We start from the raw sequence: 15,128 nt of genomic DNA, 5'->3' as shown, positions 1-15,128 counted from the left end.
ATAACCTGATGGGGGTTTTACGGCTCTGATGAGCGACCAGAATCTACTGGACGAACAGCTGGTTGAACGGGTCCAGCGTGGCGATAAAAATGCATTCAACCTGTTGGTAAAAAAATACCAGCACAAGGTGGTCAACCTGGTGGCCAGGTATGTCAACAACCCGGGCGATGTACCGGATGTGGCGCAGGAGGCATTCATCAAAGCCTACCGTGCGCTGCCGACATTCCGTGGCGAGAGCGCGTTTTACACCTGGTTGTACCGGATCGCCGTGAACACGGCCAAAAATTATCTGACCTCTCAAGGGCGCAGGCCGCCCAGCAGTGACGTAGAGGCGGAAGAGGCAGAATACTATGGCGGTGGCGAAGCCTTGCAAGAGGTGGCTACCCCGGAAAACCTGACGCTGACCGACGAGATCAAGCGCACCGTGTTTTCTGCCATAGAAGCTTTGCCGGAAGACTTGAGGACAGCTATCACCCTTCGCGAACTGGAAGGGCTGAGCTACGAAGAGATTGCCGAAATCATGGATTGTCCGGTGGGTACGGTGAGATCCCGCATCTTCCGGGCGAGGGAAGCAATCGATAAAAAGCTGCAACCTCTGATCGAGAATTAACTGGGGAAAGACAGGTTAACTTATGGCAACTAAAGAGCAACTCTCGGCCCTGATGGACGGTGACTTGAGCGATGTTGAGGTTCTGAACGAGCTGGGAACGGATCCGGCTCTGCAAGACACCTGGTCTCGTTACCACCTGATTGGTGATGCCATGCGGGGGGACCTGCCGGTCAATCTGCAACTGGATCTGAGCGACAGCATCATGGCTGCGCTGGAAGATGAACCCACCATCCTGGCGCCCAAGCCGGTGGAGAGCAAGCCCGCCTCACCGCAGCCGGGGACCGCCAAGGTCGTGCCGTTTCTGCGCCGTGCCGGTCAGCAGGTGGGGCAATACGCCATCGCCGCCTCGGTCGCTGCCGCCGTCATCTTCGGGGTGCAGCAGTATCAGGGGCAGGATGGTCTGCCGACCAATCCAGTACTCAACACTATCCCCGTTGGTGGCAGTGCCTCACCGGTGAGCGTGCACTACCCGCAGGATGGCAACCGGGCTACTGCCCGTCAGCAAGGGCTGAGCGAGCAGCAGATGCAGGAGCAGCGCGAGCGCATCAATGCTTTCCTGCGTGACCACCAGTTGCAACAGCGTCTGCTGCAAGACAAGCAGATTCAGGAATAACGGATTTAGGGATCAGAACGTGCGCCAGTCCAGCCGTATTTTGCTGGCCTCTCTCCTGCTGATCAGTGCCAAGGCCTCGGCCGACGACAAGTCGGCCGAGGCCTTGTTGCAGCAGATGCAGAGTGCCGTCTCGCAACAGAATTTTGAATTGTCCATGGTCAAGGCCCGGCAGGGGCGCCTCGAACCCATCCGCTTCAGCCATGGCGTGATCGATGGCAAGGAGGTGGCTCACCTCAGCTATCTCGATGGCAAGACCATCGAGTATCTGCAGCGCCAGGATGAGTACACCTTCTTCGAAAATACCCACGAACCCTACACCCTCAAGGGAGCCCGCTTCCCCGGCGTATGGGCGAGCCTGGTCAGGATGCCGCTGCCACGGGTGCTGGAGAGCTATGACCCCGTGCTGGCCGGTCGCAGCCGGGCGGCCGGGTTGGTGGCTCAGGTCGTGCGGCTGGTGCCCAAAGAGGCCGACAAGTACGGCTTCGTGCTCTGGATCGACGAGCAGAGCCACCTGTTGGTGCGGGTGGACATGGTGGATCGGGAGGGCAATCTGGTGGAACAGGTGCTGGGGGTGGATCTGGACAGGCTGCCTGCCCCGGCGCCCTGGCTGGTGAAGCTGGCTGGCAGCAAGCTGCCTCAGGCACTGGCACTGGAAGATGCCTACCCGGCGCCGCAGCAGCAGCTGAACTGGCACCTGACCTGGTTGCCGGAGGGGTTCAAGGTGCTCTCGCGGGATCGGCATCAGCTGGTCACCACCAGCCTGCCGGTGGATTACATGATGCTCTCCGACGGGCTGGTGGATCTCTCGGTCTACGTTGCCCGGGTCGACCCCAAGCAGGCGGTGCGCCAGCAGTTGATCCGCCAGGGCGCCACCTCGCTGGTGAGCTATGTCAATGACGTGGGGGTCGAGATCACTGTGGTGGGTGAGGTGCCGGCCGACACCGCCAAACGCATCGCCGAGTCGGTGCAACCGCTGGCCCGCAACGAGACCGTCCAGTAGTCGCCGATGCACTGTTGCTTGCCCAATCCGGGCAGTCATGTTCAGATTGGGTCAATCTCTGTCTAGTTAATGTGGAACCGTCTTGTGAGTGGAATGAGCGAAGAGCTGGCAACCGTAGTGGCCATTGATGGACAACATGCCTGGGTGGAATGCGAACGGCGCTCCGCTTGCAGCGGTTGTCATCAACAGTCCAACTGCGGTACCGGCACGGTAGCCAAGGCGTTTCCGTTGCAGGCGCAGCGGCTGCGGGTGGCACTCACCATCGAGGTGAGCGTCGGCCAGCAAGTGAGGCTCGGCATCCCCCAGGCGAGCATTCTGCAGGGGGCGGCGCTGGTCTACGTGCTGCCGCTGTTCTGTCTGCTGGCGGGAGCCCTGCTGGGGCAACTCTGGCTGGCTCCCTTGCTGTCAGCCGGGGAGGGGGTCACCATCCTCAGTTGCCTGCTGGGCGGCCTTATCGGATTTTCACTGGTTCGTTACTTTTCCAACCGGCTCGATCAGGGGGCTTATGGTCCCCGCATGCTGGGTGTGGTCCTGCCCACCCGCCACCTCTCCTGACACTGTCCAGGCCTGTATTTCTGGTGCTTCGTCGACTAAAGATTGGCCGTCGACCGGGTTATCCAGTAAAATCCTGCCTCCATATCCGGCCCTAACCTAATTTTGAGTGATTCTTGCTCGATGAAACACATTCGTAACTTTTCGATTATTGCGCACATCGACCACGGTAAATCGACCCTGTCGGACCGTCTGATCCAGACTTGTGGCGGCCTGTCCGACCGCGAGATGCAGGCTCAGGTGCTTGACTCCATGGACCTGGAGCGCGAGCGCGGCATTACCATCAAAGCACAGAGTGTGACCCTGAACTACCAGGCACAAGACGGTAACACCTACCAGCTGAACTTTATCGACACCCCTGGCCACGTGGATTTCTCCTACGAGGTCTCCCGCTCGTTGGCGGCCTGTGAAGGGGCGCTGCTGGTGGTGGATGCCGGCCAGGGGGTTGAGGCACAGACTCTGGCCAACTGCTATACCGCCATGGAAATGGATCTGGAAGTGGTGCCAGTGCTGAACAAGATCGACCTGCCGGCCGCCGAGCCGGAGCGGGTTGCCGAAGAGATCGAAGACATCGTCGGCATCGATGCGGTTGATGCGGTGCGCTGCTCCGCCAAGACCGGCCTGGGTGTTGACCTGGTGCTGGAAGAGATCGTGGCCCGGATCCCGGCGCCGGAAGGTGATCCGGATGCGCCGCTGCAGGCGCTGATCATCGACTCCTGGTTCGACTCCTATCTGGGCGTCGTGTCGCTGGTGCGGATCAAGAACGGTTCTCTCAAGAAGAACGACAAGATCAAGGTGATGAGCACCGGTCAGGTGTGGGGTGTCGATCGTATCGGTATCTTCACGCCCAAGCAGGTGGACACCATGGGGCTGGGTTGCGGCGAGGTAGGTTGGGTTGTCTGCGGTATCAAGGACATCCACGGCGCGCCGGTGGGCGATACCCTGACCCAGGCCAAGAACGGTGCCGAGAAGGCGCTGGCTGGCTTCAAGAAGGTGAAGCCGCAGGTGTATGCGGGCCTGTTCCCCATCTCCAGCGATGACTACGAGTCGTTCCGCGACGCCCTCGACAAGCTCTCCCTGAACGATGCCTCCCTGTTCTTCGAACCGGAGAGCTCCACCGCGCTGGGCTTCGGCTTCCGTTGCGGTTTCCTCGGCATGCTGCACATGGAGATCATCCAGGAGCGGCTGGAGCGTGAATACGATCTGGATCTCATCACCACGGCGCCGACCGTGGTCTACGAGATCGAGCTGACCGACGGTACCACCATCCACATCGACAGCCCGGCCCAGATGCCCGCCATCACCAGCATCAAGGAGATGCGCGAGCCGATCGCCGAGTGTCACATCCTGCTGCCGCAGGAGTACATGGGCAACGTGATCACCCTCTGTATCGAGAAGCGCGGCGTGCAGACCAACATGGTCTACCACGGCAAGCAGGTGGCACTGACCTACGAGATCCCGATGGCGGAAGTGGTGCTCGACTTCTTCGACCGCCTGAAGTCCACCAGCCGCGGCTATGCCTCGCTGGACTACGGCTTCAAGCGCTTCGAGACCTCCGACATGGTCCGTCTGGACATCATGATCAACGGCGAGCGGGTCGACGCCCTGGCCATCATCACCCACAAGGAGAACGCCCAGTACCGCGGTCGCCAGGTGGTGGAGAAGATGCGCGAGCTGATCCCGCGCCAGATGTTCGATATCGCCATCCAGGCTGCCATCGGCAACCAGATCATCGCCCGCAGTACCGTCAAGGCGCTGCGCAAGGACGTGACCGCCAAGTGTTACGGCGGTGACGTGAGCCGGAAGAAGAAGCTGCTGAACAAGCAGAAAGAAGGTAAGAAGCGGATGAAGTCTCTGGGCCGTGTCGACGTGCCGCAGGAAGCTTTCCTCGCAATTCTCCACGTCGGAAAGGACTAATAGATGGCAAGCACGTTTTCCCTGATCCTGGTGGTGGTCTGCGCGATCACCGGTGTTATCTGGTGTCTGGACAAGATGATCTGGTCCAAGCAGCGGGCCGCCAAGATTGCCGTGGCCCGTGCCCACGGCGGCGCCCATCTGGACGAGAAAACCCTGGCCAAGGTGGCGCCGGTGCCGGTCTGGATCGAACAGACCGCCGGGGTATTCCCGGTCATCACGCTCGTGCTGATCCTGCGTTCGTTCATCTTTGAACCGTTCCAGATCCCGTCGGGCTCCATGATGCCCACCCTGCTGGTGGGCGACTTCATCCTGGTGGAGAAGTTTGCCTATGGCCTCAAGGATCCGGTGACCAACACCAAGTTCCTCGAGACCGGTGAGCCCAAACGCGGCGACGTGGTGGTGTTCAAGTATCCGCTGGATACCCGGGTGGACTACATCAAGCGCGTAGTCGGCATGCCGGGGGATCGGGTCATCTATCGCAACAAGGAGCTGATGATCCGGCCCAAGTGCGATGAGCAGGAAGGGAAAACGTGCCCGGGCTTCCAGAAGCTCGACGTCAAGTTTGAACAAAGGGGTGAATTTACCCAGATGGGGATCCCGCTTGACCGCTATACCGAGCAGCTGGGCGAGGTGTCTCACGAGACCCTGCGCAACCCGCTGATGCCCGATATGGTCGGCCGTTACTACCGCCAGCCCGGTACCTACCCAGACGAATGGGTAGTGCCGGAAGGCCAGTACTTCGTGATGGGTGACAACCGTGACAACAGTACCGACAGTCGTTTCTGGGGCTTCGTGCCCGAGCAGAACCTGGTCGGCAAGGCGGTCGCTATCTGGATAAGTTTTGAATTCGAGCGCGAAGAAGGCTCCCTGCTGCCAGGCTGGGTACCGACAGGGGTGCGCTTCAACCGCATTGGCGGAATCAAGTAAATGAATATCAAGATGAACAGACTGCAGTCCCGTCTCGGGCATGTCTTTCAGGATCAAGAACTGCTGACCCGGGCGCTGACTCACCGCAGCGCCGGTTCCCGTCACAACGAGCGACTGGAATTCCTGGGTGACTCCATTTTGAGTCTGGTGATTGCCGATGATCTCTTCCACCGCTTCCCGCAGGCGGCGGAAGGGGATCTCAGCCGCATGCGCGCCACCCTGGTGCGCGAGAAGACCCTGGCCGAACTGGGCCGGGAGTTTGACCTCGGGGATCACCTGATCCTCGGGCCGGGCGAGCTGAAAAGCGGCGGTTTTCGCCGTGAATCGATTCTGGCCGACACGGTCGAGGCGGTGATCGGTGCCGTCTATCTGGATACCAATCTTGAGACGGTACGGACGCTGCTGCTGGGCTGGTATGCCAGCCGCCTGGACGAGATCAAGCCAGGCATAGAGCAGAAGGATCCCAAGACCCGTCTGCAAGAAATTCTGCAGGGAAGCCGCAAATCCCTGCCGACCTACACAGTGACCAACGTCAAGGGCGAAGCCCACAACCAGGAATTCACCGTCCAGTGTGACGTGGAAGGCCTGGATGGTCCGCTGGTCGGGGTCGGCACCAGCCGTCGCAAGGCCGAACAGGCCGCTGCGCAGCAAGCATTGGAAAAACTGTCATGACAGATACTACCCATTCAACAAGGCGCGGTCTTTTGACACAACAGGCATTGGAAACACTGGCATGACAGATACCACTTATTGCGGCTTTGTCGCCATCGTGGGCCGCCCCAACGTGGGCAAGTCCACCCTGCTCAACAAGCTGCTTGGCCAGAAGGTCAGCATCACCTCGAAGAAGCCCCAGACCACCCGTCACCGGATTCTGGGGATCGACACCGAGGAGAACTACCAGACCATCTATGTCGACACGCCGGGTCTGCACATCGAAGAGAAACGGGCCATCAACCGCCTGATGAACCGCGCCGCCACCAGTTCGCTGGGGGACGTGGCCATGGTGGTGTTCATGGTCGATGGTACCCATTGGACCAAGGACGACGAGATGGTGCTGGGCAAGCTGCGCCACCTCAAGTGCCCTGTGGTGCTGGCGGTCAACAAGATCGACAACGTCAAAGAGAAAGAGGATCTGCTGCCGCACCTCGAGTGGCTGGGTCAGCAGATGAACTTCGCCCACATCCTGCCCATCAGTGCCGAGAAGGGCACCAACGTGGAGAAGATCCGCGAGTGGGCCAAGGATCTGCTGCCGGAGAACGTCCACTTCTTCCCGGAAGACTACGTGACCGACCGCTCCTCCCGCTTCATGGCCTCCGAGATCATCCGCGAGAAGCTGATGCGCTTCACCGGTGAGGAGCTGCCCTACTCGGTGACGGTGGAGATCGAGCGCTTCAAGGTGGAAGAGAACGGTCTTTACCATATCCATGGCCTCATTCTGGTGGAGCGCGATGGCCAGAAGAAGATGGTCATCGGCAACAAGGGCGAGAAGATCAAGACCATAGGCACCGAGGCGCGCCTCGACATGGAGCGGCTGTTCCAGAACAAGGTGCACCTGGAGCTGTGGGTCAAGGTCAAATCCGGTTGGGCTGACGACGAGCGTGCCCTGCGCAGTCTCGGCTACGGTGACGACTGATTGCTGACCCCGGCTTTCGTCATCCACAGTCGGCCCTATCGGGAGACCAGCCAGCTGGTCGAGGTTTTCACCCAAGATAGTGGCCGTTTTACTCTGGTGGCTCGCGGTTCTCGCGGGCCACGCTCGCCTCTGAAGGGGCTGTTGCAACCCTTTACCCTGCTCACCATCGCCTGGCGTGGCAAGGGCGATCTCAAGAATCTCACCCAGGTCGAGTGCCCGGATCACTCCTTGCGGCTCGGCGGCGATCGCCTCTTCTACGGCCTCTATCTCAACGAGCTGGTCTACTACCTGCTGGAAGCCCACACCCCGTTCCCGGAAGTGTTTGACGCCTATGCCCGTGCCATCATGGCGCTGGCCGACGGCGAGACACCGGAGCTGCCCCTGCGCCGCTTCGAATTCCTGCTGCTGCAGGCGCTCGGCTACGCGGTGGACTTCGAATATGCCGCCGACGACGAGTCGCCGATCCAGCCCGAGCTGCTGTACGGCTTCGAGCGTGAATTGGGCTTTGTCGCTTGCGAGCGGGCGCCGGATCCCCGTACCCTGTTTCTCGGCGCGCACCTGCTGGCCTTTGCCGAGGGGCGCTTCGACAGTCCGCCCCTGCTGCAGGCGGCCAAGCGTTTCAGCCGGCTGGCGCTGCAGCCCTATCTGGGGCGGCGCCAGTTGAAGAGCCGGGAGCTGTTTTTAAAACGCCGTAATAGCTTGGGTTAACCGCCCTGCGGCGTTACCCGACACGGCAAGAATGTTACCTAGGTCCGATTACGCTGCGCTAATCGAACCTACGAGCTGCCACACACGTGACATATGGATATCGGCGCTGACGCCAAGGCGGCAGTTGCACAGTTAACAGCGAAGAGTTTCAAGGAGTCCTCAATGAGTGAAATCTATCTGGGTGTGAACATCGATCACATCGCCACCCTGCGCAACGCCCGCGGCACCCAGTACCCGGATCCGGTACAGGCCGCCTTCGTGGCCGAGCAGGCCGGTGCCGATGGCATCACTGTGCACCTGCGCGAAGATCGCCGTCACATCACCGACCGCGACGTGGAGATCCTGCGCCAGACCATCCAGACCAGAATGAACCTGGAGATGGCGGTGACCGAAGAGATGATCGGCATCGCCTGCCGCATTCAGCCCCACTTCGTCTGCCTGGTACCGGAGAAGCGCACCGAGGTGACCACCGAGGGGGGTCTGGACGTGGCCGGTCAGCTGGACAAGGTGACTGACGCGGTGGCCCGTCTTGCGGCTGTCGGTGCTCAGGTATCCCTCTTCATCGATGCGGATCCGCTGCAGATCGATGCTGCCGCCGAGAGCGGTGCTCCCTTCATCGAGATCCACACCGGTCGTTACGCCGATGCCACCACCGATGCCGAGCGCAACGCCGAGTTCAAGCGCATCGCCGCCGGCGCCTCCTACGCCGCCGGCAAGGGCTTGAAGGTCAATGCCGGCCACGGCCTGCACTACCACAACGTCAAGGCCATTGCCGCCATCCCCGAGCTCTATGAGCTCAACATCGGCCACGCCATCATCGGCCGCGCCGCCTTCGACGGCCTGGCCAAGGCGGTCAGCGACATGCGCCTGCTGATGCAGGAAGCCCGTCAGGGGATCTGAACTGTCGGCAGGGGCTGGGCCCCGCGGCACGAAGAAAAAGGGACGCCGCGGCGTCCCTTTTTGTCAGGTCAAACTTGGTCTGGGTCAGGACTTTTTCGCAGCCGCGGGTTTGGTTCCCGCCGGGGTCAGCTCCAGGGTGATCAGCTGCAGCGGCGCCAGGGTGATGAGGCGGGGGGCATCGAGGGTGGCCGGTACGCTGGCATTGCTGCCGTAGCGGGGCTGCACCGTGAAGCGGGTGGCCTCGCCTGACGGGATCTCCAGCTGGCGTTGAGGCTCCAGCAGGAATGTCTGCGGCTTACTGGAGGGGTTGCGCAGGGTGATGAAGGCGCGGCTCGGACTCCAGGCCGCCCAGCCATACACCGCCAGCAGGGTGGGGTCGCCGCCGATCCAGTGGCTGTCGAACAGCACGGCCTGGTTCTGCTGCGACCAGAGCGCCGCCTTGGCCAGCAGGTCCCAGTCCTGGCCGCTCAACAGTTCCGGCGTGAGATAGATCTCCTGCAACTGGGTGCCGGTGGCGAAGTAGCTCCAGGCCTGATCGGCGAAGTCCTGCGGTGACTGCCGATCCAGATGCTTGGCCTGTTTGGCATAGACCAGCCCGTGCAGCATCAGGGAGTTGAGCGGGAACAGGGGGCCGTTCTTGACGATGGAGCGATAGGTTTCGGCATCCCGGTAGGTGATCCACTGTTGTACCCTGGAGCCGGGTCCGTAGAAGTTGATGTCATCGCCGCCGCGCCAGATGGAGTCGGCAAAGAACAGCCAGGCGGGGGAGGCGGTGGTGCCGGTGGTCAGGTTGATGAACACCTTCGGATTGGCGGCTCGCGCATCCGCAATCAGGTGGATGGCGGCATCGAAGTCACTGGTGAAGCGGCTCCCCTCGATCAGCTTGTCCGCATTGCCGGTCCCGTCGAACTTGAAGTGGCTGACCCCCTGATCCTTGATGAGGGACATCACCTTCTGGTGGAAGTTCTGGTAGTAGACCGGACCGGAGAGGGCGAACTTGCCATCGCTCAGCTCATAGCCGAACTCGGCGGCATGGGAGACCCGCTCATCCCTTGGCTTGTTGTAGCCACCCCAGGGGGAGAGCCAGATCCCGAGCTGGGCATGGTAGCGTTCGGCCGCGCGCTTGAGTTTGCTGAAGCCGTTGGGGAAATCCTTGCTGAAACCCCAGTTGCCCAGTCGATCGTCCCAGCCGTCGTCAAACAGAAAGCCGTTCATGGGTACGCCGCGCCGGCTGATCAGCGCCTCGCCGAACTGATCGATGCGCTTGAGTGCCTCGGCCTCCGTGTAGGGATTGAAGAAGCCGATGTCGAGCCAGGAGTTGTAATGCAGATAAGGAGCGTAGGGGCGATCGCGGGCCTCGTTGAGGAAGCGGTTGAAGTCGCGCCTTAGCTGACCCTCGCCAAAGGTGCCGACATAGGTGCGGTAGCTGAGCGGCTTGCCCTCGGCGAGCGGCAGCTTGAGCGGGATCAGCTGGCTGACACCACCCTCGTAGGCCCGGGTATTGACCAGCGGATTCTGGGGGGTAATGAAGAAGCTGTCGCTGACGATGGGCGAGCTGTTGATGGCGCCATAGACAAACGGCGCCTGGGAGTGGAAGGGAAGCATGGAGAAGCCGTTGATCTTTTTGCCGTTCTTGAGGGTGTCGAGGGCAAAGTCGATGCTGGCGTAGCGCTTGTCCCGGCCCAGCCGGATAGCGCTCTTGACCACGAAGTCGGCATTTTCCAACGCCATCTCGATCCGGTCACCGCTCTTGGTGAATGCGGTGACCTTGAAATCGGCGGAGGGGGTCAGCCGATCATCCGTCCCCTTGATGTCGAACAGGTTGTCAGAGCGAATGAGATCGCCGTTGGCGGTATTGGTGAAGGTCAGCTCCCGGAACTTGCCGGCATCGGTTTCGACCTTGATACGGTACTGGTCACCCTCCAGCGACAGGGTTTCGGCCTGGGCGAAGGGGGTCAGCATGAGCAGCAGCGTCATGGCGGTACGTGCGTGCATGGTTGTCTCCACGTGTTGATGTGAGTGAGGTGTGAGTCGGCAGAACCTCGCCTGTGATACCGGGATGGAGGCAGGCCCGCCGCAGCGGGCTCGCCTTTGGGATTACAGCTTGCCGTCGCTCATGCACATGCGGATCTTGGCGGCGACCACCTCCTCCATGGCAGCCATGGCGGGCACCAGATACTGGCGCGGGTCGCTGGCGTCGGGGTGGGAGGCCAGGAACGCCTTCATGGCGTCGGAGAAGGCGATCTTGAGTTCGGTGGCCACGTTGACCTTGCACACCCCGAGCTCGATGCAGCGGCGCACGTCCCGGTCGGGAATGCCGGAGGCGCCGTGCAGCACCAGCGGCACCGCGACCCTGGCCCGGATGGCGGCGAGGCGCTCGAAGTCCAGGCGCGGCTCCTCCTTGTAGAGGCCGTGGGCCGTGCCGATGGCGACGGCCAGGGAGTCGATGCCGGTGCGCGCCACGAACTCGGCCGCCTTGTCCGGGTCGGTCAGATGGGCATTGGCGGCGTCCACGATGAGGTCATCCTCCTGCCCGCCGAGCTGGCCCAGCTCGGCCTCCACGCTCGCCCCCATGCGGTGGCAGAAGGTGACGACCCGCTGCACCTTGGCGACGTTCTCCTCGAACGAGAGGTGGGAGGCGTCGATCATGGCGGAGTGGATGCCAGCCTCGACCTTGTAGTGGATATCCTGCTCGTCCTCGTGGTGGTCCAGATGCAGCACCAGCGGGATGCGGTACTGATGGGCTGCCGAGGCGCAGATGGAGACCAGGTACTCGACCCCTGCATGACGGTAGGTGCCCGGCGTGGCGGCCAGGATCACCGGGGAGTTCAGCTTGGCGGCGGTGCGGGCCACCACCTCGACGGTCTCCAGGTTGTGGATGTTGAAGGCGGGCACCGCATAGCCGCGGCGCTGGGCATCTTTAAGCATTTCGTGGGACGAGATCAGATACATGAGGACTCCTTGGCACCCTGGCGGGCACCAGCTTCAGGGAAAGAGAGCGGGGCTGGGGCGGGGAGGATCTCCCGGCCCGCCACCCAGATATGTTGTTGATTGAGTTCCGCGGTCAGGGCGAGCAGGTTGGCCTGCTTGCCGACGGCCAGCGAGCCGAGGCGATGTGCCATCCCCAGCATCCGGGCCGGTGCCAGCGAAGCCATGGGGATGGCCTCGTCCAGCGGTACGCCGGCCAGCTGCACCATGTTGCGCACGGCGCCGAGCAGGGTGAGGGTGCTGCCCGCCAGGCCGCCGGTGTCGGTGCGCACCACCCCGTCCTTCATCTCCACCCGGTAGTCGCCGAGCAGGTAGTGGCCGTCCGGCATGCCGGCGGCGCGCATGGCATCCGTGATGAGCAGCAGGCGATCCCTGGCGCAGCAGTGACAGAGTCTGAGCACGCTCGGGTGAACGTGGTGGCCGTCGGCGATGAGCTCCAGCCAGGCATCGGGATGCACCAGGCCGGCGCCGACCATGCCGGGTTCTCTGTGGTGCAGGCCGCGCATGCCGTTGAAGCAGTGCACCAGCCCGGAGGCTCCCGCCGTCAGTGCCGCCATGGTGGTGTCATGGTCGGCGGCGGAGTGACCCAGCATCACCCGGATGCCGGCCTGCTTGAGATGACGGATGGCGGCCAGCGCCCCGGTTTTCTCGGGGGCGAGGGCGACCACCTTCAGGGTGCCTCGCGCCACCTGTTGCAGCCGGTCGAGCTCCGTCAGGTCCAGCTCCCGGAACAGGGCCGGGTCATGGGCGCCCTTGTTGTCCGGGGTGAAGTAGGGCCCCTCCAGATAGCTGCCGAGCAGCTGTGCGCCCGGCAGGGGGCTCGCCATGGCATCGGCGATGCGACCCAGGGTGCTGAGGATGGTGGGCAGCGGGGCGGTGACCGTGGTGGCGAGGAAGGCGCCCACCCCTTCTGCCGCCTTGGCAAGGGAGAGGCGGGCCAGGGCGTCGGCCGCCTCGTCCATCACGTCGACGCCGGCCCCGCCGTGGACGTGGCCATCGATGAGGGCGGGCACCAGCAGCTCGACCTCCCGCACCGGGTCGTCGGCCGGGATGGGGTCGATGGCAGTAATAATGCCGTCTTCATGGGTCAGCACCTGATGCGCCAGCCAGCCCTGCTCGGTCAGCAGGCGGCGGGCGTGGATCCGCTCTGCCATCTAGATCCCCTCCTCGGCCAGGGTATCCGCCCGCTCGCGCGCCAGCTCGTCCACCAGGCTGGTGAGGCCGCGATGACCACAGCACAGCGCCTGTTCACGAAACTGGGACGGGGTCAGCTCGCCGCGTTCCATCACCATCTCCAGCAGCAGCTGCAGATTGGTGCCGGTGACCACCTCCCGCCCGGGTTGGCGCAGCGCCAGGGTGGAGGCGACCCGAAACGGGGTTCCCCCCAGCAGGTCGGTCAGAAAGACCACCCCATCCCCTCGCTCAACCTGGGTCAGGGCGGTTTCGCACTGATCCTGCAGCAGGGCCGTGGTGGAGGACTCGGGAAAGTCGATGGCGACCACCGCCTCCTGCTCGCCGAGGATCTGCAACATGGCCTGTTCCATGCCGCTGGCGAAGCCGCCGTGTCCGCAAATGATGATGCCCAACATAATCTGTTCCTTTACAGCAAAGGGCCGGCCTGGTGCCGGCACCGGATTAGAGGAAGCCTGCAAACTTGCCGACGATGCCGAGCACGACCGTGATGACGATGAGGCGCAGCGGGCTCCAGCCGCGGCGGATCAGCCCATACATGGCCAGGGTGTAGAGCAGCGGCAGGAAGGCGGGCATCAGCTTGTCGAGCACGTCCGCCTGCAGTTTCACCACCGCATCGCCGGCGGTGATCTCCAGGGTGGTGCCGAGCCGCACATAGGTGGCGACCAGGGCGCCGATCACCGTCATGCCGACGATGGAAGCGGCATGGCCCACCTTGCGGGTGTTGGCCTTGATGAGCGGAATGGCGGCCACCCCCATGCGGTAGGCGTAGTGCGCCAGCCCGAAGCGCAGGCCGAAGTGCACCAGGTTGAACAGCAGGAAGAAGACCACAGCCCCCATGATGGAACCCTGTAGGGCAAGATCTGCACCGATGCCGCCGCAGATGGGCAGCAGGGTGAGCCAGAACATGGCATCGCCGATCCCGCCGAGCGGGGCACCGACCGCGATCTTGGTGCTCTGGATGCTGTTGACGTTCTGCTTGGAGCGCTCCATCGCCAGCACGATCCCCATCACGAAGGTGACCAAGAAGGGGTGGGTGTTGAAAAAGCCCATGTGGCCCTTCATCGCCCGGGAGAGATCCTTGGGATTGGTGTGGATCTTTTGCAGGGCTGGCAGCAGGCCGTAGAGCCAGCCGGAGGCCTGCATCCGCTCGTAGTTGAAGGAGGCCTGCAGCAGCAGGGAGCGCCAGGCGAAGCGGTTGATGTCCTGGCGGGTCAGCTCGGCCCCCAGTTGCTGATCTTCGTAGACGTCGTCGGAGACGGTGCGGGTCGGTTGCGGCTCGGCCGCCTGGGCCAGCCGGGTGGCGGTGTTGTTAGATGCTATCTTCAGTTTCCTCCTGGGTGGGGCGGGCTTGTGGCGCCGGGTCCTTGCGCATGAAATCGATCAGGGCCATGGCCAGGGCGGCCGCGGCGATGGCCAGCACCGGCAGCTTGAGCCAGGCGGCGGCGACGAAACCGAGGATGAAGTAGGGGATGTAGACGTTCTTCATCATGATCTTGAGCAGCACGGCGAAGCCGATGGCGGGCATGATGCCGCCGGCGACGCCGAGGCCGTCGATGAGACGGGCGGGCAGCACGTCGATGGCGGTTTTGGCGTGTTCGGCCCCGAAGTAGGTGGGCAGGAAGGCGCACAGGAAGTAGAAGGTGCCGAGCGCCAGCAGCGCCAGGTAGTTGACCCGCTCGATGCCGCGCACATCCCCCTGTTCCGCCATCCGGTCACAGCGGGACATGACCCCCGACATCACCGAGAAGAGGAAGGTGATCCCCATCTGGACCGCCACCGCGAACGGTACCGCGACCCCGACCGCCACATCCGGCTTGACCCCGGTGGTGATGGCGAAGGTGGCGCCGACTATGGTGCCGATGATGACGTTGGGCGGCTGGGCGCCTGCCAGCGGGGCCAGCCCCATCCAGACCAGCTCCAGGGTGCCGCCCACCAGAATGCCGGTGGGCAGGTCGCCGAGGATCAGGCCTACCAGCGGGCCCAGTACCACGGGCCGGTGGAAGTGGGTCAGGCCGTTGAACAGGTCAAGCCCGGCGAAGAACGCCAGCATGCCCAGCAAGAGCCCTTGCAACAAACTGATTTCCAT

Annotated in this window: 16 protein-coding genes; 10 read left to right on the top strand and 6 right to left on the bottom strand. The window is 62.8% G+C overall.

The genetic code is table 11. The annotated features are described in order from the left end of the window. The first annotated feature begins 28 nt into the window (after positions 1 to 28). The 10 genes from rpoE (at position 29) to pdxJ (ending at position 8,860) form a co-directional block, all read left to right on the top strand. Positions 29 to 610, top strand: a complete 582-nt coding sequence (rpoE, locus tag OKC44_RS19520) for an RNA polymerase sigma factor RpoE (RefSeq protein WP_005309371.1) — start codon at positions 29 to 31, stop codon at positions 608 to 610. Between the two features lie 22 nt (positions 611 to 632). Then, entirely contained in the window at positions 633 to 1,223 is a 591-nt protein-coding gene (locus OKC44_RS19515; protein ID WP_029305152.1) for an RseA family anti-sigma factor, read from the top strand. Positions 1,224 to 1,242: 19 nt separating this feature from the next. After that, positions 1,243 to 2,223 carry a MucB/RseB C-terminal domain-containing protein gene (locus OKC44_RS19510; RefSeq protein ID WP_016349517.1) on the top strand — a complete coding sequence of 327 codons (981 nt, stop codon included), beginning with the start codon at positions 1,243 to 1,245 and terminating at the stop codon, positions 2,221 to 2,223. A 93-nt stretch (positions 2,224 to 2,316) separates the two neighbouring features. Further along, complete coding sequence (locus tag OKC44_RS19505; RefSeq protein WP_011704746.1) at positions 2,317 to 2,778, top strand: SoxR reducing system RseC family protein; 462 nt, start codon at positions 2,317 to 2,319, stop codon at positions 2,776 to 2,778. Between the two features lie 120 nt (positions 2,779 to 2,898). Next, on the top strand, positions 2,899 to 4,692 hold the full coding sequence (gene lepA / locus OKC44_RS19500) for a translation elongation factor 4 (RefSeq protein ID WP_016349519.1): 1,794 nt from the start codon (positions 2,899 to 2,901) through the stop codon (positions 4,690 to 4,692). 3 nt (positions 4,693 to 4,695) lie between these two features. Beyond that, positions 4,696 to 5,619: a signal peptidase I gene (gene lepB / locus OKC44_RS19495; RefSeq protein WP_011704748.1), complete on the top strand. Its 924-nt coding sequence runs from the start codon at positions 4,696 to 4,698 to the stop codon at positions 5,617 to 5,619. Next, positions 5,620 to 6,291: a ribonuclease III gene (gene rnc, locus OKC44_RS19490; RefSeq protein ID WP_011704749.1), complete on the top strand. Its 672-nt coding sequence runs from the start codon at positions 5,620 to 5,622 to the stop codon at positions 6,289 to 6,291. It begins immediately after the preceding gene. 61 nt (positions 6,292 to 6,352) lie between these two features. After that, on the top strand, positions 6,353 to 7,252 hold the full coding sequence (gene era / locus OKC44_RS19485) for a GTPase Era (RefSeq protein WP_011704750.1): 900 nt from the start codon (positions 6,353 to 6,355) through the stop codon (positions 7,250 to 7,252). Then, positions 7,253 to 7,960: a DNA repair protein RecO gene (recO, locus tag OKC44_RS19480; protein WP_039214654.1), complete on the top strand. Its 708-nt coding sequence runs from the start codon at positions 7,253 to 7,255 to the stop codon at positions 7,958 to 7,960. Positions 7,961 to 8,122: 162 nt separating this feature from the next. Then, a complete protein-coding gene (pdxJ, locus tag OKC44_RS19475) occupies positions 8,123 to 8,860 on the top strand; it encodes a pyridoxine 5'-phosphate synthase (protein ID WP_016349522.1) in 738 nt (245 codons plus the stop codon). 84 nt (positions 8,861 to 8,944) lie between these two features. On the opposite strand, the gene ast is transcribed toward pdxJ, so the two are convergent. From ast to agaW, 6 genes are all read right to left on the bottom strand, one after another. Next, positions 8,945 to 10,855, bottom strand: a complete 1,911-nt coding sequence (gene ast / locus OKC44_RS19470) for a thermostable cytotonic enterotoxin Ast (RefSeq protein ID WP_270814636.1) — start codon at positions 10,853 to 10,855, stop codon at positions 8,945 to 8,947. A 102-nt stretch (positions 10,856 to 10,957) separates the two neighbouring features. Next, positions 10,958 to 11,812 carry a tagatose bisphosphate family class II aldolase gene (locus OKC44_RS19465; protein ID WP_029305154.1) on the bottom strand — a complete coding sequence of 285 codons (855 nt, stop codon included), beginning with the start codon at positions 11,810 to 11,812 and terminating at the stop codon, positions 10,958 to 10,960. Then, positions 11,803 to 13,002, bottom strand: coding sequence for an N-acetylglucosamine-6-phosphate deacetylase (nagA, locus tag OKC44_RS19460; RefSeq protein ID WP_270814634.1), 1,200 nt, complete (start codon positions 13,000 to 13,002; stop codon positions 11,803 to 11,805). The genes OKC44_RS19465 and nagA overlap by 10 nt, the downstream gene beginning before the upstream one ends. Next, positions 13,003 to 13,437 carry a PTS galactosamine/N-acetylgalactosamine transporter subunit IIA gene (agaF, locus tag OKC44_RS19455; protein ID WP_042064174.1) on the bottom strand — a complete coding sequence of 145 codons (435 nt, stop codon included), beginning with the start codon at positions 13,435 to 13,437 and terminating at the stop codon, positions 13,003 to 13,005. A gap of 46 nt (positions 13,438 to 13,483) precedes the next feature. Beyond that, a complete protein-coding gene (gene agaE / locus OKC44_RS19450) occupies positions 13,484 to 14,362 on the bottom strand; it encodes a PTS N-acetylgalactosamine transporter subunit IID (RefSeq protein WP_017764753.1) in 879 nt (292 codons plus the stop codon). After that, a complete protein-coding gene (gene agaW / locus OKC44_RS19445) occupies positions 14,352 to 15,128 on the bottom strand; it encodes a PTS N-acetylgalactosamine transporter subunit IIC (RefSeq protein ID WP_270814631.1) in 777 nt (258 codons plus the stop codon). Before agaW ends, agaE begins: the two co-directional genes overlap by 11 nt.

The sequence above is a fragment of the Aeromonas sp. S41-2 genome (assembly GCF_027705845.1).
Lineage (GTDB): Bacteria > Pseudomonadota > Gammaproteobacteria > Enterobacterales > Aeromonadaceae > Aeromonas > Aeromonas hydrophila.
This window is presented reverse-complemented; position numbering and strand designations above follow the sequence as displayed.

Coding starts and splice junctions, on each gene's coding strand:
- rpoE (WP_005309371.1), top strand. CDS start 29: ATGAGCGACCAGAATCTACTGGACGAACAGCTGGTTGAACGGGTCCAG.
- OKC44_RS19515 (WP_029305152.1), top strand. CDS start 633: ATGGCAACTAAAGAGCAACTCTCGGCCCTGATGGACGGTGACTTGAGC.
- OKC44_RS19505 (WP_011704746.1), top strand. CDS start 2,317: ATGAGCGAAGAGCTGGCAACCGTAGTGGCCATTGATGGACAACATGCC.
- lepA (WP_016349519.1), top strand. CDS start 2,899: ATGAAACACATTCGTAACTTTTCGATTATTGCGCACATCGACCACGGT.
- lepB (WP_011704748.1), top strand. CDS start 4,696: ATGGCAAGCACGTTTTCCCTGATCCTGGTGGTGGTCTGCGCGATCACC.
- rnc (WP_011704749.1), top strand. CDS start 5,620: ATGAATATCAAGATGAACAGACTGCAGTCCCGTCTCGGGCATGTCTTT.
- era (WP_011704750.1), top strand. CDS start 6,353: ATGACAGATACCACTTATTGCGGCTTTGTCGCCATCGTGGGCCGCCCC.
- pdxJ (WP_016349522.1), top strand. CDS start 8,123: ATGAGTGAAATCTATCTGGGTGTGAACATCGATCACATCGCCACCCTG.
- ast (WP_270814636.1), bottom strand. CDS start 10,855: ATGCACGCACGTACCGCCATGACGCTGCTGCTCATGCTGACCCCCTTC.
- OKC44_RS19465 (WP_029305154.1), bottom strand. CDS start 11,812: ATGTATCTGATCTCGTCCCACGAAATGCTTAAAGATGCCCAGCGCCGC.
- nagA (WP_270814634.1), bottom strand. CDS start 13,002: ATGGCAGAGCGGATCCACGCCCGCCGCCTGCTGACCGAGCAGGGCTGG.
- agaF (WP_042064174.1), bottom strand. CDS start 13,437: ATGTTGGGCATCATCATTTGCGGACACGGCGGCTTCGCCAGCGGCATG.
- agaW (WP_270814631.1), bottom strand. CDS start 15,128: ATGGAAATCAGTTTGTTGCAAGGGCTCTTGCTGGGCATGCTGGCGTTC.